Annotated in this window: 26 protein-coding genes; 11 read left to right on the forward strand and 15 right to left on the reverse strand. The window is 64.2% G+C overall.

The window, feature by feature from the left end; translation table 11 throughout:
• Positions 1-104: 104 nt before the first annotated feature.
• The gene (locus NKH99_RS01945; RefSeq protein ID WP_352769773.1) at positions 105-737 is read right to left on the reverse strand and encodes a TetR/AcrR family transcriptional regulator; all 633 of its coding nucleotides are present in this window, start codon (positions 735-737) and stop codon (positions 105-107) included.
• Between the two features lie 93 nt (positions 738-830).
• Between NKH99_RS01945 and NKH99_RS01950 the strand changes: the two genes are divergently transcribed.
• The gene (locus NKH99_RS01950) at positions 831-1,487 is read left to right on the forward strand and encodes an O-methyltransferase (protein ID WP_352769770.1); all 657 of its coding nucleotides are present in this window, start codon (positions 831-833) and stop codon (positions 1,485-1,487) included.
• Between the two features lie 166 nt (positions 1,488-1,653).
• Positions 1,654-1,863, forward strand: a complete 210-nt coding sequence (locus NKH99_RS01955) for a hypothetical protein (RefSeq protein WP_023680243.1) — start codon at positions 1,654-1,656, stop codon at positions 1,861-1,863.
• An 85-nt stretch (positions 1,864-1,948) separates the two neighbouring features.
• On the opposite strand, the gene NKH99_RS01960 is transcribed toward NKH99_RS01955, so the two are convergent.
• Positions 1,949-2,929, reverse strand: a complete 981-nt coding sequence (locus NKH99_RS01960) for a GlxA family transcriptional regulator (RefSeq protein WP_353012257.1) — start codon at positions 2,927-2,929, stop codon at positions 1,949-1,951.
• A 76-nt stretch (positions 2,930-3,005) separates the two neighbouring features.
• On the opposite strand from NKH99_RS01960, the gene bcoG reads away from it, so the two are divergent.
• The 7 genes from bcoG to NKH99_RS01995 all read left to right on the forward strand — a co-directional run bounded on the left by bcoG (position 3,006) and on the right by NKH99_RS01995 (position 11,017).
• Positions 3,006-3,917: a 3-dehydrocarnitine:acetyl-CoA trimethylamine transferase BcoG gene (gene bcoG / locus NKH99_RS01965; RefSeq protein WP_352970068.1), complete on the forward strand. Its 912-nt coding sequence runs from the start codon at positions 3,006-3,008 to the stop codon at positions 3,915-3,917.
• A 31-nt stretch (positions 3,918-3,948) separates the two neighbouring features.
• On the forward strand, positions 3,949-4,578 hold the full coding sequence (locus tag NKH99_RS01970) for an HD domain-containing protein (protein WP_352505936.1): 630 nt from the start codon (positions 3,949-3,951) through the stop codon (positions 4,576-4,578).
• Positions 4,575-5,648 (forward strand): carnitine 3-dehydrogenase, encoded by a 1,074-nt coding sequence (locus NKH99_RS01975; protein WP_353012260.1) that lies wholly within the window; start codon positions 4,575-4,577, stop codon positions 5,646-5,648. The genes NKH99_RS01970 and NKH99_RS01975 overlap by 4 nt, the downstream gene beginning before the upstream one ends.
• 4 nt (positions 5,649-5,652) lie before the next feature.
• Positions 5,653-6,816 carry an acyl-CoA dehydrogenase family protein gene (locus NKH99_RS01980; RefSeq protein WP_352472541.1) on the forward strand — a complete coding sequence of 388 codons (1,164 nt, stop codon included), beginning with the start codon at positions 5,653-5,655 and terminating at the stop codon, positions 6,814-6,816.
• Between the two features lie 186 nt (positions 6,817-7,002).
• Entirely contained in the window at positions 7,003-9,081 is a 2,079-nt protein-coding gene (locus NKH99_RS01985) for an acetate--CoA ligase family protein (protein ID WP_353012264.1), read from the forward strand.
• Entirely contained in the window at positions 9,074-9,856 is a 783-nt protein-coding gene (locus NKH99_RS01990; protein WP_352472543.1) for a carnitinyl-CoA dehydratase, read from the forward strand. Before NKH99_RS01985 ends, NKH99_RS01990 begins: the two co-directional genes overlap by 8 nt.
• A 222-nt stretch (positions 9,857-10,078) precedes the next feature.
• Positions 10,079-11,017, forward strand: a complete 939-nt coding sequence (locus NKH99_RS01995; protein WP_353012268.1) for an alpha/beta hydrolase — start codon at positions 10,079-10,081, stop codon at positions 11,015-11,017.
• Positions 11,018-11,063: 46 nt separating this feature from the next.
• Here NKH99_RS01995 and NKH99_RS02000 read toward each other — a convergent pair whose 3' ends face one another.
• From NKH99_RS02000 to NKH99_RS02010, 3 genes are all read right to left on the reverse strand, one after another.
• Positions 11,064-11,330 carry a hypothetical protein gene (locus tag NKH99_RS02000; protein ID WP_023677590.1) on the reverse strand — a complete coding sequence of 89 codons (267 nt, stop codon included), beginning with the start codon at positions 11,328-11,330 and terminating at the stop codon, positions 11,064-11,066.
• Between the two features lie 94 nt (positions 11,331-11,424).
• Complete coding sequence (locus tag NKH99_RS02005) at positions 11,425-12,210, reverse strand: DUF899 domain-containing protein (protein ID WP_352454784.1); 786 nt, start codon at positions 12,208-12,210, stop codon at positions 11,425-11,427.
• Between the two features lie 166 nt (positions 12,211-12,376).
• Entirely contained in the window at positions 12,377-12,931 is a 555-nt protein-coding gene (locus NKH99_RS02010; RefSeq protein ID WP_352540005.1) for an autotransporter, read from the reverse strand.
• Positions 12,932-13,029: 98 nt separating this feature from the next.
• Between NKH99_RS02010 and NKH99_RS02015 the strand changes: the two genes are divergently transcribed.
• Complete coding sequence (locus tag NKH99_RS02015; protein ID WP_352540004.1) at positions 13,030-13,776, forward strand: GntR family transcriptional regulator; 747 nt, start codon at positions 13,030-13,032, stop codon at positions 13,774-13,776.
• A gap of 165 nt (positions 13,777-13,941) precedes the next feature.
• Here the strand turns inward: NKH99_RS02015 and NKH99_RS02020 are convergent, their stop codons facing one another.
• From NKH99_RS02020 to NKH99_RS02040, 5 genes are all read right to left on the reverse strand, one after another.
• Positions 13,942-15,600: an FAD-binding dehydrogenase gene (locus NKH99_RS02020; protein ID WP_353012271.1), complete on the reverse strand. Its 1,659-nt coding sequence runs from the start codon at positions 15,598-15,600 to the stop codon at positions 13,942-13,944.
• 58 nt (positions 15,601-15,658) lie between these two features.
• Positions 15,659-16,645 carry a Gfo/Idh/MocA family protein gene (locus NKH99_RS02025; protein ID WP_352929256.1) on the reverse strand — a complete coding sequence of 329 codons (987 nt, stop codon included), beginning with the start codon at positions 16,643-16,645 and terminating at the stop codon, positions 15,659-15,661.
• 338 nt (positions 16,646-16,983) lie between these two features.
• A complete protein-coding gene (locus tag NKH99_RS02030) occupies positions 16,984-17,559 on the reverse strand; it encodes a YceI family protein (protein ID WP_352472551.1) in 576 nt (191 codons plus the stop codon).
• A 68-nt stretch (positions 17,560-17,627) separates the two neighbouring features.
• A complete protein-coding gene (locus NKH99_RS02035) occupies positions 17,628-18,206 on the reverse strand; it encodes a cytochrome b (RefSeq protein ID WP_352568460.1) in 579 nt (192 codons plus the stop codon).
• 60 nt (positions 18,207-18,266) lie between these two features.
• Positions 18,267-19,157: a LysR family transcriptional regulator gene (locus tag NKH99_RS02040; RefSeq protein WP_353012276.1), complete on the reverse strand. Its 891-nt coding sequence runs from the start codon at positions 19,155-19,157 to the stop codon at positions 18,267-18,269.
• Positions 19,158-19,262: 105 nt separating this feature from the next.
• On the opposite strand from NKH99_RS02040, the gene NKH99_RS02045 reads away from it, so the two are divergent.
• Positions 19,263-20,258, forward strand: a complete 996-nt coding sequence (locus NKH99_RS02045; protein ID WP_352813947.1) for an aldo/keto reductase — start codon at positions 19,263-19,265, stop codon at positions 20,256-20,258.
• Positions 20,259-20,527: 269 nt separating this feature from the next.
• Here NKH99_RS02045 and NKH99_RS02050 read toward each other — a convergent pair whose 3' ends face one another.
• The 5 genes from NKH99_RS02050 to rpmI all read right to left on the reverse strand — a co-directional run bounded on the left by NKH99_RS02050 (position 20,528) and on the right by rpmI (position 25,507).
• Positions 20,528-21,130, reverse strand: a complete 603-nt coding sequence (locus tag NKH99_RS02050; RefSeq protein ID WP_353012280.1) for a nucleotidyltransferase family protein — start codon at positions 21,128-21,130, stop codon at positions 20,528-20,530.
• A gap of 39 nt (positions 21,131-21,169) precedes the next feature.
• On the reverse strand, positions 21,170-23,578 hold the full coding sequence (gene pheT / locus NKH99_RS02055; RefSeq protein WP_353012283.1) for a phenylalanine--tRNA ligase subunit beta: 2,409 nt from the start codon (positions 23,576-23,578) through the stop codon (positions 21,170-21,172).
• 106 nt (positions 23,579-23,684) lie between these two features.
• On the reverse strand, positions 23,685-24,770 hold the full coding sequence (gene pheS / locus NKH99_RS02060; RefSeq protein WP_353012286.1) for a phenylalanine--tRNA ligase subunit alpha: 1,086 nt from the start codon (positions 24,768-24,770) through the stop codon (positions 23,685-23,687).
• A gap of 96 nt (positions 24,771-24,866) precedes the next feature.
• Complete coding sequence (gene rplT, locus NKH99_RS02065; protein ID WP_006201247.1) at positions 24,867-25,268, reverse strand: 50S ribosomal protein L20; 402 nt, start codon at positions 25,266-25,268, stop codon at positions 24,867-24,869.
• A gap of 35 nt (positions 25,269-25,303) precedes the next feature.
• A complete protein-coding gene (rpmI, locus tag NKH99_RS02070) occupies positions 25,304-25,507 on the reverse strand; it encodes a 50S ribosomal protein L35 (RefSeq protein WP_006201248.1) in 204 nt (67 codons plus the stop codon).
• Positions 25,508-25,615: the final 108 nt, after the last annotated feature.

Raw genomic sequence — 25,615 nt, forward strand, 5'->3', positions numbered from 1 at the left:
TCAGCGGCCGCCGGCTAAGACGGCTTTCCGCGGGGCTGAACCGACGAAGGTTTTGCCCCGTGTGAAACTCGCGTGGCCTGTTCGCTGACCGGGTCTGGCGCGCCTTAGCCGTGATCGAGGCCTCTCAGGTAGGCGCAAAACATGTCGGCCATGGCGTTGGCGTAGACTTCAATCTCCTTGGGCGTTCGAGGCGTCTCCGAGAACTGCTTCCCCACCGTGCTGAGCGTCGTCATGACCAGGTCGCCGGCCAATTCGCGAGTCGCTTGCGCGGCGTTTGGCAACGCCTCCTGCATGAAGAGCTGGATGGTGCGGTCTCCGGACGCCCTTGCCGTCTGCGCCTCGGGCGCGTCGCGGTAAAGCGGTGCGGCGTCGTCGAGCGCCACACGCACCGTGGCCTCGTCACACTCCGAGCGGAGGAAGGCGTGGACCAGGTCGCGCAGCCGGTCGAGCGGCGGTTTCCTGATATCCTCGAGGATATCGCGCAGCAAACTGGTCGTCTGCCGCCATTCGTCGCTCTGGAGCCGGAACAGGATCGCCGCCTTGTTCGGAAAATACTGATACAGCGATCCGACACTGACACCGGCCTTCTCGGCCACCCGCGCCGTGGTGAAGCGCTGCGCGCCTTCCCTCGCCAAAACCTGAACAGCAGCCTGCAAAATCGCAGCGACGAGCTCCGCCGAGCGGGCCTGCTTCGGCTGTTTTCGCGAGGAAATCCGCGGACTTCGGTTGTCGCTCATTGAGAGCCGCGCCAATGCGATTAGTGAATGCGAATGATTAGTCGTATTTTGAATGTCGCACAAGAACGCATTCAATTCCGACTGGAGACCGATATGACCACACTGACGACAACGCCGCTCGCGCCCCTGCTGGACCGCCTGTTCGAGGAAGCCGCTGCGGCAACAAGCCCTGCAGTGGCGGAACTCTCCGCCGAGGAGCGGATGCGGCTGGTTCGAAGCAAGACCGAATACCTCGATTTCTATGGGCGGCTAAGGGATCTCTGGCTTCCCGTTTCGCGAGAGACCGGCACGCTGCTCTACATGCTGGCACGAGGCAGCGGCGCACGGACGATCGTCGAATTTGGAACCTCGTTCGGCATCTCGACCCTGCACCTTGCCGCAGCCTTGCGGGACAATGGCGGTGGCCGCCTGATCACCAGCGAGTTCGAGCCATCCAAGGTCGCGCGCGCGAGGAGTAATCTGACAGCAGGCGGTCTCATTGACATGGTGGAAATCCGCGAAGGAGACGCGCTGCAAACATTAAGCGTCGATCTTCCCGAAAACGTCGACCTGCTTCTGCTCGACGGCGCCAAAGCGCTCTATCCCGAGATCTTGAGTCTGGTTGAAAGCCGCCTCAGACCGGGCGCCTTCGTCGTTGCCGACAACGCAGATCTTTGCCCCGAATACCTCGAGCGGGTGCGCTCGACCGGGAGTGGCTACATGTCCACGCCGTTCGGCGAGGATGTTGAACTGTCGATGCGGCTTGGCTGAAGCACTGCGTGACCTGCCGGAACGATCGTGCCCAAGATGGGCGGCGGCGGACAAAACTTTGCCCGGCATCGCCCATCAATCGCCTCGCTCTTGCCTTCAAACAGCCGTCACGAACCTCCTATAGTATGGTTCGTGGCGGGATTCAGAAAGAAGGAGGCGAAACGATATGCAGCACGAACGCGAAATCGACGCCCTGCTCTCATCTGGCGAGGCTGGATCGATCATCGACCGGCTGATGGCGCTGCCGCACCCGAAACAAGGTGCGCTGAGTGCAAACGAATGGGATCGCGCGGTCGCCAGCCGCTTCGAGACCCATCTTGCGAGACAGATGCGCTCGCAGATCGACGGCAGCAGCGACCGCCAGGACGCTGCCTGATCTACCTTTGTCTATGCATGTCGTTATCCCAAAACCGCTCCGCACCGTCGGGTCAAGCCCGTGGCCAAGCTTTGGGCGACATGCATTATCCCCGACGCAGCCTGACCGGCGCTTCGCCGAACGCTCTTGAAAACGCTCTGGAAAATGCCGCGGCGGACGAAAACCCCGTTCGCCCGGCAATGTCCGCCATGGCGATGCGCGTGTCGACCACCAGCCGGCGCGCGGCGCCGAGGCGCAGCCTGAGGTAATAAGCGCCGGGCGTTTCGCCGATCGACTTGCGAAAGATGCTTTCCAGCGTCCGTGCCGTCACCCCGGCGCGCTTTGCCACGGCGGCGATAGTCAGCGGCTGGTCGACATGCGCTTCCATCAGCCGGATGGCTTGCGCCAGCCTGGGATCGTAGCCGTCGAGACGGCCGAGCGAGACCAGCGGTTGCGCGTCGGTCGCGGCGCGCGCCTGGTCGTAGATGAAGACGCTCGCGACATCGAGCGCCACGGCCATGCCGAGCCGCGTGCGGATCAGATGCAGCATCAGGTCGAAGGTCGGCGAGGCGCCGCCGGTGGTGAACACTGGGCCATCGATGACGTAGCGGTCGGGGCGCACGTCGACGCCGGGAAAGGCCGACGAGAAATCCTCCATGTCCTCCCAGTGGGTGGTGGCGCTGCGCCCCTCCAGCAGACCGGCGCGGGCAACCAGCCAGGTGCCGGCCTCGACGCCGCCGCAGGCGCGTGCCGCGCGCGCCGCCCGGCGCAGTCCGGACAGCAAGGCCGATGTGGCATGGTTCTGCGAGCCGAAGCCGGCGACGACGACCAGCATATCGGTTGTGTCAGCCGCATCGAAGCGGCCGCTGACCGCCACCGGCAGGCCGCATGTGGTGACCGGCGCCTCGCCTGTCACCGAGACCAGCCTGAAATCGAACAGCGTCTCACCGGCAATGCGGTTGGCGGCGCGCAACGGATCGACGGCCGAGGCGACGCACATGATCGACGAGCCGGAGAATACCAGCAGCGTTACCTTGAGCGGCAAACGCTCGGCCCGAAAGATCGTCGGTTTTTCGTTTTTGGTCACACGATCTTCGTAAAACGCAAAACAGTTTCCGGCAAGTCAGGCATTCTTGCCCTACGTTCTATTGGGAGAGAATCCGATGCCGTTAGCGATGAACCGTGAGGTTTTCATTACCTGTGCCGTGACCGGGTCCGGCAGTTCGCAGGATCGCAGCCCGCATGTGCCGCGCTCGCCCAGAGAGATCGCCGATTCGGCCATCGAGGCGGCAAAGGCGGGTGCGGCGATCGTGCACTGCCACGTGCGCGATCCCGAGACCGGCAAGCCTAGGCGCGACGTGCATCTCTATCGCGAAGTAACCGAGCGCATCCGCGCGGCGGACGTCGACGTGGTGCTGAACCTGACCGCCGGCATGGGGGGTGACATGGTATTCGGCCCGCCGGAGAAACCGCTGCCGCTGAACGAAAAAGGCACGGACATGGGCGGCGCGAGCAACCGCATGGAACATGTGCGCCAGTGCCTGCCGGAAATCTGCACGCTCGATTGCGGCACCATGAATTTCGCCGAGGCCGACTATGTCATGACCAATACGCCCGGCATGCTGCGTGCCATGGGCGGCATGATGACGGCGCTCGGCGTCAAGCCGGAGATCGAGGCCTTCGACACCGGGCATCTGTGGTTCGCCAAGCAATTGGTCGAGGAAGAAGTGCTGAAGCCGGACGCCTTGGTGCAATTGTGCATGGGCGTGCCGTGGGGCGCGCCGGACGACCTCAACACCTTCATGGCCATGGTCAACAATGTACCGTCGACCTGGAACTGGTCGGCCTTTGCCATTGGCCGCAACCAGATGGCCTATGTCGCGGCCGCGGTGCTGGCCGGCGGCAATGTCCGCGTCGGACTGGAGGATAATCTCTGGCTCGACAAGGGTGTGCTGGCGACCAATGCGCAGCTGGTCGAGCGGGCGGTCAGCATCGTGTCGAATATGGGCGCCAGGGTCATCGGCCCGGACGAAGTCCGCAAGAAGCTGAACCTGACGAAGCGCGCACCGCTTTGAAAAGCCGGTAGCCGGTTGGGAGGAGCCGCCGATGAAGACCGTGAAATTCACCGCAATGAAGGACGGCGACCGCGAGGATTACGCCTTCCTCACCGAGCACGAGATCGACTACGCGGCAAAGACCGGCGAGCGGCTGCTCGACGCGCTCGTCCAGCTCGATGCGGGCCTCTCGGGCTACAAGATCACCCGGCTCGGCCATTCGCTGCAAGCGGCAACGCGGGCCTGGCGCGACGGCGCCGACACCGACTGGATTGCCTGCGCCTTGCTGCACGATATCGGCGACATCTACGCGCCCTATAACCACGACGAGTATGCGGCGTCGATCCTGAAGCCTTTTGTGCGCGAGCAATGCACCTGGGTGGTGGAGAAGCACGGCGATTTCCAGCGCCTCTATTACGCCCACCACCTCGGCGGCAACCCACACGCCCGCGACCGTTTCGCCGGGCACATCTACTTCGACGATTGCGATGAGTTTTGCGAACGCTGGGATCAGTCGAGCTTCGATCCTGACTACGAGACATTGCCGATCGATTTCTTCCGGCCCTTCGTGCTCGAAGTGTTCGCGCGCAAGGCCTATGACGCGTCCGTGATCCGTGCCGGCGAACGCGTCGCCCTCACCGACCCCGCAACGGCCAGCACAAGAACCGGAGCTTCCGCATGAGCATCATCAACAAAGCGGCCGCCATCGGCGGCGGCGTCATCGGCGCCGGCTGGGTGGCGCGGCTGCTGCTCAACGGCATCGACGTGTCGATCTTCGATCCCGACCCCGAGGCATCACGCAAGGTCGGCGAGGTGATGAAGGGAGCACGACGCGCCTACAAGCAGATGCTGCCCGGCGGCCTGCCGAAGGAGGGCAAGCTTACCTTCGCCAAGACGATCGCCGAGGCGGTGGCCGACGCCGACTTCATCCAGGAAAGCGTGCCGGAACGGCTCGACCTGAAGCACCGCGTGCTGGCCGAGATCGACCTTTATGCGCCGGCCAACGCAATTGTCGGCTCCTCCACTTCCGGCATCAAGCCGACCGACATGCAGGTGGCGATGAAGAAGCATCCGGAGCGGCTGGTCGTCGGCCATCCGTTTAACCCCGTCTATCTGCTGCCGCTGGTCGAAATCGTCGGCGGCGAACAGACCTTTCCCGAGGCGATCGAGGTCGCCAAGGAGATCTATGCCTCGATCGGCATGAAGCCGGTGGTGATCCGCAAGGAGATCGAAGCCTTCGTCGGCGACCGGCTGCTCGAAGCGGCCTGGCGCGAGGCGCTGTGGCTGGTCAAGGACGGCATCTGCACGGTCGAGGAGCTCGACGACATCATGCGCTACGGCTTCGGCCTGCGCTGGGCGCAGATGGGCATGTTCCAGGTCTATCGCGTCGCCGGCGGCGAGGCCGGCATGCGCCACTTCATGGCGCAGTTTGGCCCGTGCCTGAAATGGCCGTGGACCAAGCTGATGGACGTGCCGGAGTTCAACGATGAACTGGTCGAGCTGATCGCGACCCAGTCGGACGATCAGGCGCACGGTCTGTCGATCCGCGAGCTCGAAAAGATCCGCGACGACAATCTGGTCGCCATCATGGAGGCACTGTCGAAGCAGAACAAAGGCAAAGGCTGGGGTGCCGGCGCCCTGCATAAGGACTACACCAGGCAGTTGGCCAAGCTTGCGGCGAAGAAGCCCACCGCCTCCAAGGCGGCCGAAAAGGCCAAGGCTGAAAAGCCGAAGAAAAGGAAGAAAGGCTGAGACCATGGATTTTGGTCTTTCGGAGGAGCAGAAGCTCATCGTCGAGACGACGCGGGCCTTCGTCGAGAACGAGCTTTACCCGCATGAGCGCGAAGTGGAGCGTACCGGCGTGCTGCGCCGCGAGCTGATCGAGGAGATCAAGGCCAAGGCGATCGAAGCCGGCCTCTATGCCGCCAACATGCCGGCCGATGTCGGCGGCGCCGGGCTCGATACGGTGACCTGGCTGCTCTATGAAAAGGAACTCGGCCGCGCCAATTACGCGCTGCATTGGACCTGCGTGGCGCGGCCTTCAAACATCCTTCTCGCCGGCACGCCGGAGCAGCGCGAAAAATATCTGTTTCCCTGCATTCGCGGCGAGAAATGGGATTGCCTGGCAATGACCGAGCCGGGCGCCGGCTCCGATCTGCGCGGCATGAAGGCAACCGCCGTGCAAGACGGCGACGACTGGGTGCTGAACGGCACCAAGCATTTCATCAGCCATGCGGATCTCGCCGATTTCGCCATCGTCTTCATGGCCTCGGGTGAGGAAGAGTCTTCGCGTGGAAAACGCAAGAAGATCACCGCCTTTTTCGTCGACAAGGGCACCAAGGGTTTCACCGTGCGCGACGGCTACCGCAACGTCTCGCATCGCGGCTACACCAACGCCATCCTCGAATTCGACGATTGCCGGTTGCCGGCGAGCCAGGTTCTGGGCGAGGTCCACAAAGGCTTCGATGTCGCCAATTCATGGCTCGGCGCAACGCGCCTGCAAGTCGGCGCCACCTGCCTTGGCCGTGCCGAGCGGGCGCTTGGCCATGCCATCGAATACGCCGCGCAGCGCCAGCAATTCGGCCAGCCGATCGGCAAATTCCAGGGCGTGTCGTTCAAGCTCGCCGACATGGCGACCGAGTTGAAGGCCGCCGACCTGATGGTGTTCGAAGCCGGCTGGAAGTACGATCAGGGCACCGTCACCGACCAGGACATGGCCATGGCCAAGCTGAAGGCCACCGAGATGCTTGCCTTCGTCGCCGACGAGGCGATCCAGATCCATGGCGGCATGGGGCTGATGGACGATTTGCCGCTCGAGCGCATCTGGCGCGACGCCCGCGTCGAGCGCATCTGGGAAGGCACCTCGGAAATCCAGCGCCACATCATCTCGCGCGCGCTGCTGCGCCCGTTCGGGGGCTGAACAGCGCAATGTTTGCATTCCTTCGCGCCCCCCTCTGTCCTATCGGACATCTCCCCCTCAAGGGGGGAGATCGGCCGCCATTCCTGATTTCGCCAGTTATTGCCGTTGCATGCCTGGGGCCGGCGGCCCAACTGCCAATCTCCCCCCTTGAGGGGGAGATGCCCGGCAGGGCAGAGGGGGGTGTTCATGCACAAACTTGAACGTCTTTTGCGCCCACGAACGATCGCCGTCTTTGGTGGTGCGCAGGCTGCCGCCGTGGTCGCGCAATCGATCAAGATGGGCTTTGCCGGCGAGATCTGGCCGGTGCATCCGAGCAAGGCCGAGGTCGCCGGCCGCAAGGCCTATCGCTCGGTGGCCGAATTGCCCGGCGCGCCGGATGCCGCTTTCGTCGGCGTCAACCGGCACTTGACCATCGAAGTGGTCAAGGCACTGGCCGAGCGCGGCGCCGGCGGTGCGGTCTGCTTCGCCGCCGGCTTCCTCGAAACCGAGGCCTATGACGAGGACGGCGAGCGGCTGCAGGCCGAGCTGGTCGCGGCGGCGGGCCAAATGCCAATCATCGGGCCGAACTGCTACGGGCTCATCAACTACGCCGACGGCGCGCTTTTGTGGCCCGACCAGCATGGCGGCATCAGGCTGCCAGAAGGCGGTCGCGGCGTTGCCATCATCACCCAGTCGTCGAACATCGCCATCAACATGACGATGCAGAAGCGCGGCCTGCCGATCGCCTTTCTGATGACCGCCGGCAACCAGGCGCAGACCGGGCTTTCCGAAATGGCGCTCGGCCTGATCGAGGACGACCGCGTCACCGCGCTCGGCCTGCATATCGAGGCCTTCGATTCGGTAGCCGGCTTCGAAAGGCTGGCGGCACGGGCACGCGAGCTGAAGAAGCCTGTCATCGCCATGAAGGTCGGCCGCTCCGAGCAGGCGCGGCAGGCGACCGTCTCCCATACCGCGTCGCTGGCCGGCTCGGACGCGGCGTCCGGCGCCTTCCTGAAGCGGCTCGGCATCGCCCGCATCGATTCAATTCCCGCCTTCATCGAGGCGCTGAAGCTGCTGCACGTCACCGGCCCCCTGCCCGGCTACCGGCTGTCGTCGATGAGCTGTTCGGGCGGCGAGGCGTCGGTCATGGCCGACAGCGCCGAAGGCCGCTGGGTGACGTTTCCGCCACTCACCCCCGAGCACCGCGCGCATGTCAAATCGACGCTCGGGCCGCTGGTCGCGGTGGCCAACCCGCTCGACTACCACACCTTCATCTGGAACAACGAGCCGGCGATGACCGCCACCTTCACCGCGATGGTGTCGGGGGGCTTCGACCTCAACATGCTGGTGCTCGATTTCCCGCGCCCCGACCGCTGCTCGGACACCGACTGGTGGGCGACGCTGCGCGCCTTCGAATCGGCGCTGAAGACCAACAGCGCGCAAGGCGCGATCGTCTCCTCGCTGCCGGAGAACCTGCCCGAGGAATACACTGCCGGCCTGATGGCGCGGGGCATGGTGCCGCTGTTCGGCATCTCCGAAGCCATTGACGCCGCCCAGGCGGCGGCCTTCATCGGCTGGGCCTGGCGCGAGCCGCAGGCGCAGCCGATCGACACTTCGGCGTCCGGCGCGCCGGCCGGCGACCATGTCACGCCGGACGAGGCCGAGGCGAAGGCGCGGCTCATCGAGGCCGGGCTCCCCGTGCCGAAAGGCGAGCGCGCCGGCAACGCGGTCGAAGCTGTCATCTCCTCGATGGCGCTCGGCTTCCCGGTGGCGCTGAAGGCCCTTGGCGTCATCCACAAGTCCGAGCTCGACGCGGTCCGGCTCAATTTGAGGGATGCTGAATCCGTCAGCACCGCCGCCCACGATCTCGGCCCGCTCGGCACGGGCCTTTATGTCGAGCGCATGGTGCGCGACGGCGTCGCCGAGCTGCTCGTCGGCTTCACCCGCGACCCGATGTTCGGCGCCGTGATGACGCTCGGCACCGGCGGCGTGCTGGTCGAGCTGTTGCGCGACAGCGTCACGCTGATGCTGCCGGCGACCCGCGACGATATCGAGGCCGCTTTGCGTGGGCTGAAACTGTTCCCGCTGCTCGACGGCTATCGCGGTCGGCCGAAGGCCGATGTTGCAGCGGCAATCGATGCGATATCGGGCATTGCCGCTTTCGTGCAGCAAAACGCCGGCGAGATCGAGGAACTCGACATCAATCCGCTGATCGTCTGCACCGAAGGCAAGGGCGCCTGGATCGCCGATGCGCTGCTGGTGCTTGGAGAGAACAAAAATGTCTGACGTCATCACCACCCGCCGCGAGGGCACTATCCTCGAAGTCACGCTCGACCGGCCCAAGGCCAATGCCATCGACCTGAAGACGTCGCGGCTGATGGGCGAGACTTTCAAGGCGTTTCGCGACGATCCCGACTTGCGCGTCGCCATCGTCAAGACCGCCGGTGACAAGTTTTTCTGCGCCGGCTGGGACCTGAAGGCAGCGGCCGGCGGCGACGCGGTCGACGGCGACTACGGCGTCGGCGGCTTCGGCGGGCTGCAGGAACTGCGCGACCTCAACAAGCCGGTGATCGCCTGCGTCAACGGCATGGCGGTCGGCGGCGGCTTCGAACTGGCGCTATCCTGCGACCTCATCTATGCGTCGGACCACTCCTCCTTCGCGCTGCCCGAAATCCGCGCCGGCACGCTGGCCGATGCGGCGACGATCAAGCTGCCGAAGCGCATCCCCTACCATGTCGCCATGGACCTTCTGCTCACCGGCCGCTGGATGGATGTCGCCGAGGCGCATCGATGGGGCCTGGTCAACGAGGTGCTGCCCAAGGAAAGACTGGAGGACCGCGTCTGGGAGATCGCGCGGCTGCTCGCCAGCGGCCCGCCGCTGGTCTTCGCCGCGATCAAGGAGACGGCCCGGGTCGCAGAATCGCTGACTTTCCAGGACGCCATGAACCGGGTGACGCGCCGGCAACTGTCGACGGTTGACGCACTCTACGGCTCGGAGGACAATCTCGAGGGCTTTCGCGCCTTTGCCGAAAAGCGCGATCCGGTGTGGAAGGGGAAATGAAGGTATTGCCGAAATGACGGCACTCCGTCACGCCCCCCTCTGGCCTGCCGGCCATCTCCCCCTCAAGGGGGGAGATCGGATGTCGCTTCGGTTTTCGCCAATCTCCAACGTTGCAAGATGGGCTGCAAGGCCGAAGCTGCCGATCTCCCCACTTGAGGGGGAGATGGCCGGCAGGCCAGAGGGGGGTGTTCACGCGGATTCATTGCGATCCATTCAGCGCCCATGACCGACTACAAAACCCTCATCGACGCCGAGACCTGGGCCTTCATCGAGCGGACCAATTCTTATTATCCGCCCGATACGATCGACTACACCGTCGCCGAGCAGCGCCAGATCTATAACCGGATGTGCCGCGAGTTCTTTGCCGGCTATCCCCAAGGCGTCACGGCGGAAACCACCGCCATTGCCACACCCTGGCACATTCCGATCCGCATCTACCGCGCTCCGGCGCCGGAAACGGCGGCGATGGTGCTTTATTTCCATGGCGGCGGTTTTATCCTCGGCGGGCTCGACAGCCATGACGACCTCTGCGCCGAGCTTTGCAGCCGCACCGGCTACGAAGTGGTTTCGGTCGACTACCGGCTGGCACCGGAACACCTTCATCCGGCCGCCTTCGACGATGCCATCAGCGCCTTCGAATGGGCGGCGGCGACTTACGAGCGTCCTGTCCTGCTCTGCGGCGACAGTGCCGGCGGCAATCTCGCCGCCGCTGTCAGTCACGCAACGCGCGGCCATGCGCGCAAGCCGATCGGCCAGATTCTGGTCTATCCCGGCCTTGGCGGCGACAGCTCCGCCGGTTCCTACGTCACCCACGCGGAAGCGCCGATGCTTACCGCGCGCGACCTCCTTTTCTACAGGGACATCAGGACCGGTGGCGAGGATCGCACCGGCGATCTCACTCTGTGGCCGCTCGCCGACGCCGAGTTCGCCAATCTGCCGCCCACCGTCGTGATCACCGCCGAATGCGACCCGCTGTCGTCGGACGGCGAAGCCTATCGCGACCGCATCGTTGCCGCGGGCGGGCGCGCCTGGTGGCTCGAGGAGCCGGGGCTGGTGCATGGCTATTTGCGCGCCAGGCACACGGCCGGCCGGGCCCGCTCGAGCTTTACCCGGATTGTCGATGCGGTAGCGGTTTTGGGAAGGGGCGAGTGGATCTGGTGAGGGATGTCTTCCCGACCAGAACGGGCCTTTGTCGGCCGGTACAGCTCTATTTGCGGCGGCGTCGCCGGCCGGAAACCTGCTTCAGCCAAGGTCCTAAATGAAAGCCGCTCATCAGCAGGTACATCGGGACCATGCCGCCCAGCGGTGACGCCTCTTGCCCGGTCGAGCACATCATGTCCGGCGCGCCGCCGAGAAGCGTCAGCAGCGCCATGGTTGCGAAGGTCGGCGCGGCCGCAAAGGACAGCCAATCGGCTGCACTATGGCCGGCCGGGCTCGCATCGCCGGTGGATCCGCCTGCATGAATCTCGCTCATGTCCGTAGTCCTACATAGCGAGCGGGATGCGGTCGAACCGTGCATCCCGCTCCTCCAATTGTCCTGGCCGCATTTGCGCGACGCCAAAGACGTTCTATTCAGTGCGATTCCGGAACGCGGCCTCTCCGGCGTCCGATATCTCGACCCATTTTTTGTCGGGGACGGCTTCGGCGCCGTAATTGTCGTGCCAGTTCCACCACTTGTACGTCGGCGTCTGCGGATAGCCCTCGGGCGAATCTTCCCAAACCTCCTGGCGGCCGAGCGGCGACAGGTCGAGATAGCTCCATACGGTCCCCATCGCCTCGTCACCGCGGTTGTTGATGAAGTAGGTGCGGAACACGCGGTCGCCGTCGCGGATGAACACGTTGTGGCCGTGCCACTCGTCAACGCCGAAGTCGGCATCGAAGCTGTCGGTGATGGTGTACCAGGGCATCTTCCAGTCCATCCGCGCCTTCAGCCGCGCAATGTCGGCCTGCGGTGCGCGCGAGGCGTAGGCAAGCGTGGTGTCGCGGGCGTTCAGATGGGCGAGGTTGCCGACCTGGTCCGCCCCCAGCGAACAGCCGCGGCAAGCGTGGTCGGGCCAGCCGAATACGCCGGGCTCGAAGAAGGCGCGGTAGACGATCAGTTGACGGCGGCCCTCGAACAGGTCGAGCAGGCTCACCTTTCCGTTGGGGCCCTCGAACGTATAGGTCTTCTCCACAGCCATCCACGGCATCCGCCGGCGCTCGGCGGCCAGTGCGTCGCGAGCCCGGGTCACGGTCTTCTCTTTCACGAGCAGTTGCTGGCGCGCGGCCTCCCACGCGTCAGGCGAAACGACCGGTGGTGTCTTCATCGCGAGCCGCGTCGTCTGCTCGCCTGTGCCATTCTGATGTGCCGTCATTGTGCATCTCCCTTGCTGGTTTGTCGCCGCACCGGCGCGACGTGTTGCGTGTTGGGTCGTGAGACAGGATAGGGGCGATAGCGGATTGGCGAGAGTGACAAGTGTGACGCGATTCCGACGGGTCCGCTGATCACGGCCAATTTCGCCGCCCGCGACGCCCCTGCGCTCATTCGTGCCCGGACTGCTGAATGGGCCGAGCGCCGGCCAGATAGCGGTCATTGTCAAACGGCTCGGCCTGGTTGCTATCCGGACTCCACAGCTGCCGGTGGGTTCGTGTGAGATCGCCGAGGTAGACATGCAGCGCACCCGATCGCGCACCGCCCGTATTCGCAACCGCATGAACGGTATTTGACGCCATGTGCACCACGGCAGGCGCTGCGATGTCCTGCCTTTCGGGAACATCGAGTTCGCTGCCGGCAACGGGATAGATGAAGTTCGTCTCGCTGCCCTTGTAGATGCCGATCAAGGCGTCCATCAGGTGGTTGTGAGGCGGGTACTGCAGGCCGGGCGACAGAGTGATGTGATAGATCGTCAGGTTCGGACTCGCATGCAGAAGCACCTCGTCGTCGTCTTCTTCGTGAGCGAGTGTTCCCGATGCGTGAAAGCGGTTGGTGTAGTCGCCCAGGACCGTCCTTACCGCTTCGAGGGGATCTGGCCCCTTCGCGGCATTGACGATATCATCAGCAACAGCGTAGAGGGGCGAGTTGGCGGCTAAAGGCATATCAGTTACCTCTCTGAGATGCTCAGATTATCAATTTGAGATGATCACGCTAGCGAATGCTGAGGCCAGCGTCAATCGGACAGCCAGACGGACAAAATATGAAAACGACGAAGTTGACCGCCGAACCGGCAAGACCGGCTACGGTCGAGGCGACAGCACTGTCAGCCGCCGACGTCCTTCGCAGGGAACAGGCATATGAGCAGCTGAGGAACGACATCATCGCCTGCGTGCTGCGCCCCGGCGAGGCGCTGACGGAGAAACAGATCGGTGATCGATACCAGATCAAAAAGGCGACCATCCGCGCGGCGCTGGCCCGACTGATGCAGGAAGGACTGGTCAGGAGCGAGCCGCGCCGCGGCTACGTCGTTGCTACGCTCAGCCTGCGGGATGTCAACGAGATCTTCGATGTCCGCAGCTTGATCGAGCCGGAAGTGTTCAGGGTGGCGGCATCGAACATGACCGAGCGCGGGCTCGAGGATGTCAGGCTGGCAGCGCAAAAAGTGCTGAAGCCGGAGACGCTACGCAGCCACGTCGCCTTCCTTGCGGCCGACCGTGCGTTTCGTCTGGCCCTTGCGGAGCTCTCGGGAAATTTACGACTGGCGCATCTGCTGGACCAGATACTCGACCAGTCGGCGCGGGTTCTCCACCTCGGCTTCAAGTCCCGCGACTTCACCCAGTTGATCATCGCCCAGCAAAAGGAGCTGGTCCTTGCCTGTGAGGCAGGCGAGATTTCCGCCATCGTCAAACTTGCCCGTTCGCAGTGCCTGTCTCTCAAGAAGCAGGTGCTCGAGGCTTTGCTTGCCGGTTCCAAGCTTCAAGACGTCAATTTGCAGCCCTTCACCTAGAGCCGGTTCCGGTTCTCCTGGAACCGGTAACCCGCTCTAACTATCTGTTTTGCCGCATTTATGCGGACGCCAAATGATTCCATTCGGCTGCAAAATGCTCTAAGGGAAGTTGGCCATTCGGTGCGACCCGCCACCTTGGCGCAACGGCCGCCGGCGGGCCTTGTTTCACCCCACCGCGTGTGCCGCCGCCCGTCCGGCACTGCGGCCGGAAAAGATGCAGCCGCCGAGAAACGTGCCTTCGAGCGCTGCATAGCCGTGCATGCCGCCGCCGCCGAAACCGGCGGCCTCGCCCGCCGCGTACAGCCCCTCGACTGGTTGGCCGCCGGCGCCCAGCACGCGGCTGTCGAGGTCAGTCTCCAGCCCACCGAGCGTCTTGCGGGTCAGGATGCTGAGCCTGACGGCAATCAGCGGGCCATTGGCGGGATCGAGCAGCTTGTGCGGTCTTGCGGTGCGGATCAGCCGGTCGCCGAGATAGGCTCGCGCGCCGCGCAACGCAGTAATCTGCATGTCCTTGGAGAACGGATTGTCGAGCTGCCGGTCGCGGGCGCGGATTTCGCGCTCAACCTGCGCCAGTTCGAGCAGCGGCTCGCAGCCGGCCACTGCGTTCATGCGGGCGACCAGCGCCGGCAAATCAGGCTCGACGATGAAATCCTCGCCCTTCTCCATGAACGCCTTGACCGGCGCGGGCACGCCGCTGGTGGCGCGTCCGAGCACCTGGCGCCAGCTCTTCGCCGTCAGATCGGGGTTCTGCTCGGAGCCCGACAGCGCGAACTCCTTCTGGATGATCTTTTTGGTCAGGATGAACCAGGAATGATCGAAGCCGGTGCTCATGATGTGGCTGAGCGTGGCCAACGTGTCGAAGCCGGGATAGAGCGGGACCGGCAGGCGCTTGCCGCGCGCATCGAGCCACAGCGATGACGGGCCGGGCAGGATGCGGATCGCATGATCGGTCCAGATCGGTGCCCAGTTCCTGACGCCCTCGACATAGTGCCACATGCGGTCGCGGTTGATCAGCCGGCCGCCGGCGGCTTCGGCGATCGCCAGCATGCGGCCGTCGACATGATCGGGAACGCCGGTGATCATGCGTTTCGGCGGCGCGCCCATCCGCTTCGGCCAATTCTCCCGGACCAGCTGGTGATTGGCGCCGATGCCGCCGGAGGCGACGATGACGGCCTGCGCCTTCAGCTCGAAATCGCCGGTGATCTCGCGCGAGCTCTTGCGGCCGCGCTCGGCATCGCTCGCCGCCAACAGGTCGCCGCGCACGCCGTCGACGACGCCGCCCGTCCGCGTCAATTCGTTTACCCGGTGACGGAATTTGAAGCGGATCAGCCCGCGTTTCTCGGCCTCGCGCACGCGCTGCACGAACGGCTCGAGCACGCCAGGGCCGGTGCCCCAGGTGATGTGGAAGCGCGGCACCGAATTGCCGTGGCCGACGGCATTGCCGCCGCCGCGCTCGGCCCAGCCGACCACCGGAAAGAATTTCAGGCCGCGCTGCATGAGCCAGGAGCGCTTCTCGCCGGCGGCGAAGCCGAGATAGGCCTCGGCCCAGCGGCGCGGCCAGAGATCTTCCGTGCGGTCGAAGGCTGCGGTGCCCAGCCAGTCCTCGAGCGCCAGCTCATACGAATCGCGGATGCGCATGCGACGCTGTTCGGGCGAATCGACAAGGAAGATTCCGCCGAGCGACCAGAATGCCTGGCCGCCAAGCGACTGTTCCGGCTCCTGCTCGACGATGATGGCCTTCTTGCCGGCCGCAGTCAGTTCGGCCGCCGCGACAAGGCCGGCAAGGCCGGCGCCGACAATGATCACATCCGCATCGTCGGACATCTATTTGGCCATGATCTTGTCCAAAAACCGGTCCCCACTTTTTGGGATCATGGCCGGCCTAGACTGTTTCCCAGCCTTCCTTCTCGCCGGCGCGGAAGATGGCATCGATGACCTTCTGGTTGAGCACCGATTCTTCCAGAGTGAAGACGCGGTCCTTGCCGCCCCGTGCCGCCCGCGCGAAGGCCTCGACTTCCAGCCGGTATTGCTGCGTGCCGGGAAAGCGGAACACCTGCGCCTCGCTGTGGTTCTGGTTGTGCAGTTCGACGCGGTGATGGTCGTAGAGTCCGGCGTTGAACGGTGAGAACACCTCGATGAAGCCCTTCTCGCCGTGGAAGACCATCACCTGGCGTGCCGCCATCTGCGTCGACAGGTAAAACGACAGCTCGAAGTCGCCGAAATCGGCGCGGATCGAGGAATAGATGTCGGTGCCGAACGTCTTGTCGCGCTCGATCGTCGCCTGGACGCGCAGCGGCTCCTTGCCGGTCGAAAAGCGCGTCGATACCGTCGGATAGACGCCGATGTCGGGCAGCGCGCCGCCGCCGAGATCGAGCTTGTTGCGCATGTTGTTGGGGTCGACATTGTAATAGGAGAACGCGCCCTGGACATGGCGCAGCCGGCCGATGGCGCCGTTGGCGATGAGGTCGCGCACCTTGATCCATTGCGGATGGTAGACGACCATGAAGGCTTCGCAGACCAGCACCTTCCTGGCATCGCGCAGCTTGATCAATGGCGGAATGTCCTTGGCGTCGAGCGCCAGTGGCTTTTCGACCAGAACATGCTTGCCGGCCTCGATCGCCTTGGCTGTCCATTCGACATGCTGCGAGGTCGGCAGCGGAATGTAGACGCCGTCGATGTCGCTGGAGGCGAGCAGCTCCTCATAGGAGCCGAACGCGTGGCGCGCACCGAAGCGTTCGCCCAGCGCCTGCGCTTTCGACAGATCGCGGCTGGCAATCGCGGACAGCACGCCGTTCTCCGCTTCGACGATTGCCGGCAAAAGCTGCTCGCGGCCGATCTTGGCCGTCGACAAAACTCCCCATCGGAACATCAGATTTCTCCTCTCGATTGCAGGCCTGGAGGTTTGCCCCAATTCAGGAGAAAAGCCAATGCGGGAGCATGGTTCCTCGCCCCACGAAGTGGGGAGAGGTGGCCCGGCGAAGCCGGGACGGAGAGGGGTCTTCGTGACGGGCTGGAATTCGCTGTTTAAGGGCGGCGCCTGATAGGCTTCGTATTATGGCCCGTCTCGCGCTCAGTCCCTTTTAGGAGTCTGACTTCGCGACCGTCGTCCCCCTCTCCGTCCCGGCTTCGCCGGGCCACCTCTCCCCCGCACCGCGGGGGCGAGGAACCCAGGTCCTGCAGCGATGGTGAAATCGCAGGAAGAACCGCTCAACCCCTTCTACCCGTCAGCGTCATGTCGAAATCGACGACGTTGGAATAAATCGGCGTGCCGACATCCATGCCGTAGCGCGACCGCAGCACCTTGCCGGTGACGTGGAATTTTATCGTGCCCGCCCTGAGCCCGCCGAGCTCGGCCGTGAATTTTTCCTGAAAGGTCTTGCCGCGCGCCGTCAGCCGGCCGGTGACAAGGGCCGACGTGTCGCCGGTGCGTTTGACGCTGGTCGAACGGAACTGGATCTCCGGATTGTTGGCCGCGTCGAAAACGGCGTCCGAGCGGAGAAAGGCATCGATGCGGCTTTGGCCGGTACCGACGCTTTCGGGGAAGATGGTGAAATTGACCCGGGACCGGCCGACATCACTGTTGTCGATGAGGATACTGCCCTTGAAGCGGGAAAAGGCACCGTCGAGCCCGCCGCCGCCGAGCTTGGCGATGGAGAAATGGATGCTGGAACTCCCCGGGCTGATCGTGTAGCTGCCGGCCGCCTCGCCAAGGGCAACGGCGGCGAAAACAGGCATGGCAAAACAAGCGGCGGCTGCCGCAAATCCGAAGATGCGCGCGTACATGGAAATGGTCCTCTTGGCGGGCAACGCTTTCTTGCGTCCTCGCCCCATCAACGAATGAGCCGTCCGCTCTATTCCCTGTCGTGATGTGACGAAGCCGTGATCATGCGCGTCAGCACGGTATCCCTCAGCCAGAAATGGTGGCGCAGCGCTGCGGCGAGATGCAAAGCGACAAGTCCGATGCCGGCATAGGCGAGATACCAGTGCGTCGCTGCCCAGAAGCTTTCTGCTGTGTCCGATTCACCGAGCGGCAGATTGGGCATGACGAACAGATTGAACGGCACGCTCGGGATCTCCAGCACCGAGACCGAGACCAGTGCCCAGCCGGACAACGGCAGAGCGAGCTGAAACGCATAAAGCGCGAGATGGACCAGCGGCGCCGCACGGCGCTCGAAAGGCCCGACCGAGCGCGGCAGCGGCGGGGCCGGTCTGCCCAGGCGCCAGGCGATGCGCAGGATGACCAGTCCAAGCAGCAGGAAGCCGAAGGATTTATGCAGCTGGATCAGCTCGAAGGCGGTGCGCTGGCTGGACAGCCGCACCATGACGAAGCCGAGCACGAACTGGCCGATAAAGAGCGCCGCGATCAGCCAGTGAAGGATGATCGCCGTCCAGCCGTAGCCGGCCGTCTGGTTTTTGGGCAGTGCTGACATGGTCGGTGAACGAATGCCAGGTCGGCTTTCTTCCACCTCTCCCTTGTGGGGAGGGTTGGCTTACTCGCCGACCTTGAAAAAATCGACAAAGGCCCTGAGCGCCGGCCGCATCTGGCGGCGGCTTGGGTAATAGACGAAGAAGCCGTCGAAGCGCGGGCACCAGTCCTCCAGCACGCGAACGAGCTTGCCGCCGGCGAGCGGGTCGCGGACATAGTCCTCGAACACGAAGGCGAGCCCGGCGCCGTCGACCGCCGCATTGGCGATCAGATGGTCCTCGTCGAGGATCAGCGGCCCCTGAACCGCTATCTCCATCTCCTCGCCGTTTTTCTCGAATTCCCAGCGGTAGAGAACACCGCTGGAGAAGCGGAAGCGGATGCAGCGGTGAGCGGCGAGATCGCGCGGATGCTGCGGTTTTGGCATGGTCTCGAAGTAGGCTGGCGCGCCGACCACGGCGCCGCGAAGGTCTGGTCCGATGCGCACCGCGATCATGTCGCGCTGCAGGCTCTCGCCCAGTCGCACACCGCCATCGAAGCCGCCCTCGACGACGTCGGTGAAGCGGTCCTCGATGACGATCTCCAGCACGATGTCGGGATAGGCAGCCGCAAAGGCGCTGAGCCTTGGCGTCAGCGCCAGATGGGCCGCGGTGCGCGGCACGGTCAGCCGGAGATTGCCGGCCGGCCGGTCGCGCGCCTCGATCGCCGATTCCAGCGCCAGGTCGATTTCCGACAGCGCCGGCCTGAGGCGCTCGAGCAGTTGCGCGCCCTCCTCGGTCGGAGCGACGCTGCGCGTGCTGCGCGCCAGAAGGCGCACGCCGAGGCGCGCTTCGAGGCTGGACACCGCGTGGCTGACCGCCGATGGCGCGATCGCCAGCTCCTTGGCGGCGCCGCGAAAACTGCCGCATTGGGCGACCGTTGCCAGTACCGCGAGCTGTGAAAGATGGGTTCGCTTCATTGATCTATTTCTTGGAACAGCCCGTGCAATTGAGAGCCGATTATCGAACTCGGCGCAAGACGCTATCTCTGCGGCATCACAACCATCACAACAAGGAGACACGTGATGCAAACCCGCAAGCTTGGCAATGAACTTGACGTCTACCCGGTCGGCCTCGGCTGCATGGGGATGAGCTTTGCCTATGGTGGCCAGCCGGAGGCGGAGGCGATTGCCACGCTGCGCCATGCCGTCGAGATTGGGGTCAATTTCTTCGACACGGCCGAGGTCTATGGCCCTTTCGAGAACGAGATCCTGGTCGGCAAGGCGCTGAAGCCGGTGCGTGACAAGGTGACGATCGCAACCAAATTCGGCTTCAAAATCCTCGAAGAAGGCAGCGGCATGGAGCGCATGGCCGGTGTCGATAGCCGCCCGGAGCATGTCAAGGCCGTGGCCGAAGCGTCATTGAAGCGGTTGGATACGGAGGTGATCGATCTCTATTACCAGCACCGCGTCGACCCCAACGTGCCGATCGAGGATACGGTCGGCGCCATGGCCGAGCTGGTGCGCGAGGGCAAGGTGCGGGCGCTCGGCCTGTCGGAGGCAAGTGCGGCGACCATTCGTCGGGCGCATGCCGTGCATCCGATCGCCGCCGTGCAGAGCGAGTATTCACTGTGGAGCCGCGATCCGGAGGAGGAGGTGTTTGCTGTCTGCCGTGAGCTCGGCATCGGCTTTGTCCCCTATAGCCCGCTCGGCCGCGGCCTGCTCACCGGCACGATCGCCAAGCCCGATGTTCTCGGCGCCGACGACTGGCGCCGTGGGTTGCCGCGCTTCCAGGCCGACGCCATGGCGGCCAATGCGGCGGTCGTCGCCGTGCTGGAAAAGATGGCCGCCGGGAAGGGCGTGACGCCGGCGCAGCTGGCGCTCGCCTGGGTGCTGCATCAGGGCGACTTCATTGTGCCGATCCCTGGTGCGCGAAAAATGCGCCATCTGGAGCAGAATACGGCGGCAGCCGATATCGTGCTGAGCCAGCCCGAGGTGGCATCCATCGGCGACGCCCTGTCGCCGGAAAAGGTGGTCGGCAAGCGCTATACCGAGGAGCTGCTGGCGCTGGTTAACGGGTGAACGGCAATCGACGGCCTAATCGAAACGGGGCGTTTCGGCACCCCTTTTCGACTAATACGGTGCGATGCAAAGCGTTGTGAGACCTCGGCGCGAGGCACCCCCCTCTGTCCTGCCGGACATCTCCCCCTCAAGGGGGGAGATTGGCAGTTCCCGCGCCCTGCCCGCCCTTCCGGCGCCGGTGATTGGCGAAAGCCGAGGCGACATCCGATCTCCCCCCTTGAGGGGGAGATGCCCGGCAGGGCAGAGGGGGTGCCTCGCGCCGACATTTCCTACCAAGGCACGACACTGATCTCCGGCCAGTTCTCCCTGGCACGTGCGCCCTTCATCTCGTGCGTCTGCCGATTATCCAGTGCACGGTTCGGGGTAACGCGAAACGAGAAGATGTCGTCGAGCCCGAACGGCGCCACGATCGCGAGTTGCCCATCGGTGCCGAATCTAACGCCGACCGCATGGGTTTTCGAAGCGAAATAGGACAGCGCCTCGGCGGACGACGACAGTCTGGGATAGGAACCGCCAAAGCGCGCCTCAAACCACAGATGCACCCGCGCCTGGTTGCGCACTTCGACCGGCAGCGTCAGTCCTTCGAACTGCCTCGCCGCCCGGCGGATGACCGTGTCCTCGGCTTCATAGGACAGATCGCTCTCATCGAAATAGAAAAGGTCGACATCCCGGATGCCGTACCCCGAGGGCTTTCCGGTCAGATGATTCCAGACGCTGTTGTAAAGCGCGCCGGAAACGACCAGCCAGTCCGGCAGGCCTAGCACCCGTACCCGCGACAGCGTCTCACTGACCAGCGGATCGGCTGAGACGATATCGAGAAAGACTGCACGCTGTTCCTCGAAGGGCAGCCCTGAATAGCGCAAATGGTCCATCGCCCTTTGGACGGCGATTCGCCAGGCGCTCGCAACCCCTCAGCCGCGCAGCACGCCGCCGGTCTGCTTGCCGACATTCTCGACGATGCGCTTGGCCAGCGCCTCGAAATCCTCGTCGGTCAGCGTCTTTTCGACCGGCTGGATCGACACTTCGATGGCGATCGATTTCTTCGCCGCGCCGAGCGCTGCACCCTCGAAAACATCGAACACCGAGACGCCGGAAATCAGCTTTCGGTCGGCGGCAAGGGCGGCGCGAACGAGTGTGCCGGCTTCGACCGCCTTGTCGACGACGAAGGCGAAATCGCGCTTGATTGCCTGGAAGGCGGACAGATCCAGTCTCGGCTTTGTCCGCGTCGGCTTGGTCTTCGGCTCAGGCACGGCATCGATGAACACTTCGAAGCCGCAAAGCGGGCCGGAGACGTCAAGCCCCTCCAGCGTCTTCGGGTGGAACTCGCCAAACGTGCCAAGGATTACCTTCGGCCCGAGCTTGATCGTGCCGGAGCGGCCGGGGTGATACCAGGCCGGGCCGCCGGCCTCGATCTGCAGCCGCTCGACCGGCGCGCCGCAGGCTTCGAGTGCGGCGATCGCGTCGGCCTTGGCATCGAAGACGCCGACGGCGCCGGCGTTGCCGGCCCAATGGCGGCCGGAGCCTTCGAGCTTGGCGGTGCCGCGCCGCACGCCGGCGGCAACACGCCGCTGCTGGTCGGCGCCGTCGCCTTCATAGGTGCCCGACACTTCGAACAGCGCGACATCGCCGATGCCCCTGTCGGCATTGCGTTGCGCTGCCGCGATCAGCCCCGGCAGCAGCGACGGCCGCATGTCCGACATATCGGCGGCGATCGGGTTGGCAAGCTTCAGCGCCTGCTGGCCGCCGCCGAACAATTCGGCGTGTTTTGCCGGAATGAACGACCAGGTGACGGCCTCCATCATGCCGCGCACGGCAAGTGCCCGCTTGGCGGCGCGGGTGCGGATCTGCAGCACAGTCAGGATCCTGGCGTTGACCGCATCGTGCGAACCGAGCGGCTGCGGCGCGATGTTGTCGACGCCGTGGATGCGCATGACCTCCTCGACCAGGTCGGCCTTGCCGTCGACATCCGGCCGCCAGGACGGGACCGCCACATTGACGACATCGCCCGTGCCCTCCGGCCTGAAGCCGAGGCGGGCAAGAATGTCGAGGCTTGTCGAGCGCGGCACTTCGATGCCGGTCAGCCGCTTCACTTCCGACAATGGGAACGAGACGATCTTCGGCTGATGGCCGGCATAGCCGACGACTTCGGTTTGCGCCGGCGTACCGCCGCAGAAGTCGAGCACCAGCTTCGTTGCCAGCTCCAAGCCGGGAACCATCATTTCCGGGTCGACGCCGCGCTCGAAGCGGTAGCGTGCATCCGTAATGATGCCGAGCGTGCGGCCGGTGCGGGCGGTGGTGATCGGGTCCCAAAGCGCCGACTCGATCAGCACGTCGGTGGTGTTCTCGTCGCAGCCGGAATGCTCGCCGCCCATGATGCCGGCAATCGATTCGATGCCGTCCTGGTCGGCGATGACGCACATCTCCGGCGTCAGCGTGTATTCGCGGCCGTCGAGCGACAGCACCTTTTCGCCATCACGCGCCCGGCGCACGGCGAGATTGCCGGTGACCTTCGCAGCGTCGAAGACATGCAGCGGCCGGCCGCGGTCGAAGGTGACGTAATTGGTGATATCGACGAGCGCGCTGATCGGCCTCAAGCCGATGGCGAGAAGCCTTTGCTGCAGCCATTTCGGCGACGGTCCGTTCTTGACGCCGCGCACCAGGCGCAGCGCAAAGCCGGGACAGAGCTCCGGCGCTTCGATCGTCACCTTGACCGGCGTCTCGCCCTTGCCGGGGATCGGCTCTATCGGCGCGCTCTTCAGCCTGCCGAGCCCGCTCGCCGCCAGATCGCGGGCGATGCCATGGACACTGGTCGCATCCGGCCGGTTCGGCGTCAGATTGATCTCGATCAGCGGGTCGTCGAGATGGGCATAGGCGGCGAAGCTGGTACCGACCGGCGCATCGGCCGGAAGGTCGATGATGCCGTCATGCTCCTCGGACAATTCGAGCTCGCGCTCGGAGCACATCATGCCGTGGCTTTCAACGCCGCGGATCTTGCCGACGGTCAGCGTCACGTCGATGCCGGGAATATAGGTGCCCGGTGCTGCGAAGGCGCCGACCAAGCCCGCGCGGGCGTTCGGCGCTCCACACACGACCTGCACCGGCGGCTTGCCGTCGCCGGTGTCGACGGTCAGCACGCGAAGCCGGTCGGCGTCGGGATGCTGGACCGCCGTCACCACCTTGGCGATGACGAAGGGGGCCAGGCTCGCCCGGTCGTCGACATGCTCGACCTCGAGGCCGATCGAGGTGAGACGCTCGACGATTTCCGCCAGCGAGGCGTCTGTCTCGAGATGATCCTTGAGCCAGGAGAGGGTGAGTTTCATGACTGTGTTCCGTCTGGTCTGGGCACGTTGCACTTGAAGCTATGCGGCCGCGCGTCGGACATGTGCAGGAAGGCGAGCTGCCCGCGGATTTGCTGCGGCCCGGTCGTCACGCGCTCAAGCCCCCGAACAGCGTCGGCATGTCGAGCGGCCTAAAACCGTAATGCGACAGCCAGCGCACATCGGCGTCGAAGAAGGCGCGCAGATCCGGCATGCCGTATTTCAGCATGGCGATACGGTCGATGCCCATGCCCCAGGCGAAGCCCTGGTATTCGTCGGGATCGAGCCCACCGTAACGGAGCACATTGGGGTGGACCATGCCGCAGCCGAGGATCTCCATCCAGTCCGAGCCCTCGCCGAAGCGCACCTCGCCGGGCCGCGAACGGTCGCACTGGATGTCGACCTCGAGGCTGGGCTCGGTAAACGGGAAGAAAGACGGCCGGAAGCGCATCTTGACGCTCGGCACCTCGAAGAAGGCTTTGCAGAACTCCTCCAGCACCCATTTCATGTTGGCGACGTTGGCTGATTTGTCGATCACCAGCCCCTCGACCTGATGGAACATCGGCGAGTGGGTGGCATCGGAATCCTGCCGGTAGGTCTTGCCGGGGATGACGATGCGGATCGGCGGCTTCTGCATCTCCATGGTGCGGATCTGCACCGGCGAGGTGTGGGTGCGCAAAAGCTTGCGCTCGCCCTGCTCGTCCGGCTGGAAGAAGAACGTGTCGTGCATCTCGCGCGCCGGGTGGCCTTCCGGGAAGTTCAGCGAGGTGAAATTGTAATAGTCGGTCTCGATGTCCGGACCTTCGGCGATGGCAAAGCCGAGATCGCCGAAAATCGCCGCGATCTCGTCGATAACCTGGCTGATCGGATGGATGCGGCCGCGCTCGGCCGGCGATTGCCTGACCGGCAAGCTGACGTCGACGTTCTCGGCGGCAAGCCGTGCTGTGATCGCCACATCTTTCAGCTCGGCGCGGCGCGCCGAAAGTGCCTCGGTGACGCGGTTCTTGAGGCCGTTGATTGCCGGGCCTTTGACCTGTCGCTCCTCGGCGCTCATCGAGCCGAGTGTCTTCAGCATCTCGGAAACCGAGCCCTTCTTGCCAAGGGCAGAGACACGCACCGCCTCGATCGCCTGCTCGTCGGCGGCCGAGGCGATCTCGGCCATCAGGGAATTTTCGAGAGTTTCCATGTCACTCATGTTCCAGATCCGATCGGAAGCAAAGAAAAACCCGCGCCAGCCCTGCCAGCGCGGGTTTCCCAAATCAAGTATCGAATAGCTTGGGAAGCGCTGGTCTTAAGCGACAGCGCTTTCAAAAGCATTCGGCGTGGTGTTCTTCAGGTATTCGAGCGCGACTTTGGCCTTGGCCACGAGTGCGGCGAAGGCCTGCGGCTCGTGGATGGCCATGTCCGACAGGATCTTGCGATCGATCTCGATCCCGGCCTTGTTGAGACCGTCGATGAAACGGCCATAGGTCAGGCCATGCTCATGCGTCGCCGCATTGATGCGCTGGATCCACAGCGCGCGGAACGAGCGCTTGCGGTTCTTGCGGTCGCGATAGGCGTACTGCAGCGACTTTTCCACCGCCTGCTTGGCGATGCGGATGGTGTTCTTGCGGCGGCCGTAAAAACCCTTGGCGGCTTTCAGGACCTTCTTGTGCTTGGCGTGCGAGGTGACGCCTCTCTTTACGCGTGCCATGTCATAATCTCCTTAACGCTGTCCAGACCGAATGCTCAGAGGCCGTTCGGCAGAAAATTCTTGATGACCTTCTTGCCATCCGGTTCAGCCAGAACCATCGTGCCGCGGGCATTTCGAATGAACTTGTTGGACCGCTTGATCATGCCGTGACGCTTGCCGGCCGCAGCCGACAGAACTTTACCCGTACCTGTGATCTTGAACCGCTTCTTGGCGGCCGATTTGGTCTTCATCTTGGGCATTTTGCTACTCCGTTTATATGCGCACCAATGCGCTTTTTGTTCGCTTCAGGCCGACCAAAGCCCGAAAAGCAAATGAAACCGCCACGGCATGCCCTGCCGGGCGGTTTT

It is taken from the genome of Mesorhizobium sp. M0854 (assembly GCF_040319815.1).
Taxonomy (GTDB): domain Bacteria; phylum Pseudomonadota; class Alphaproteobacteria; order Rhizobiales; family Rhizobiaceae; genus Mesorhizobium.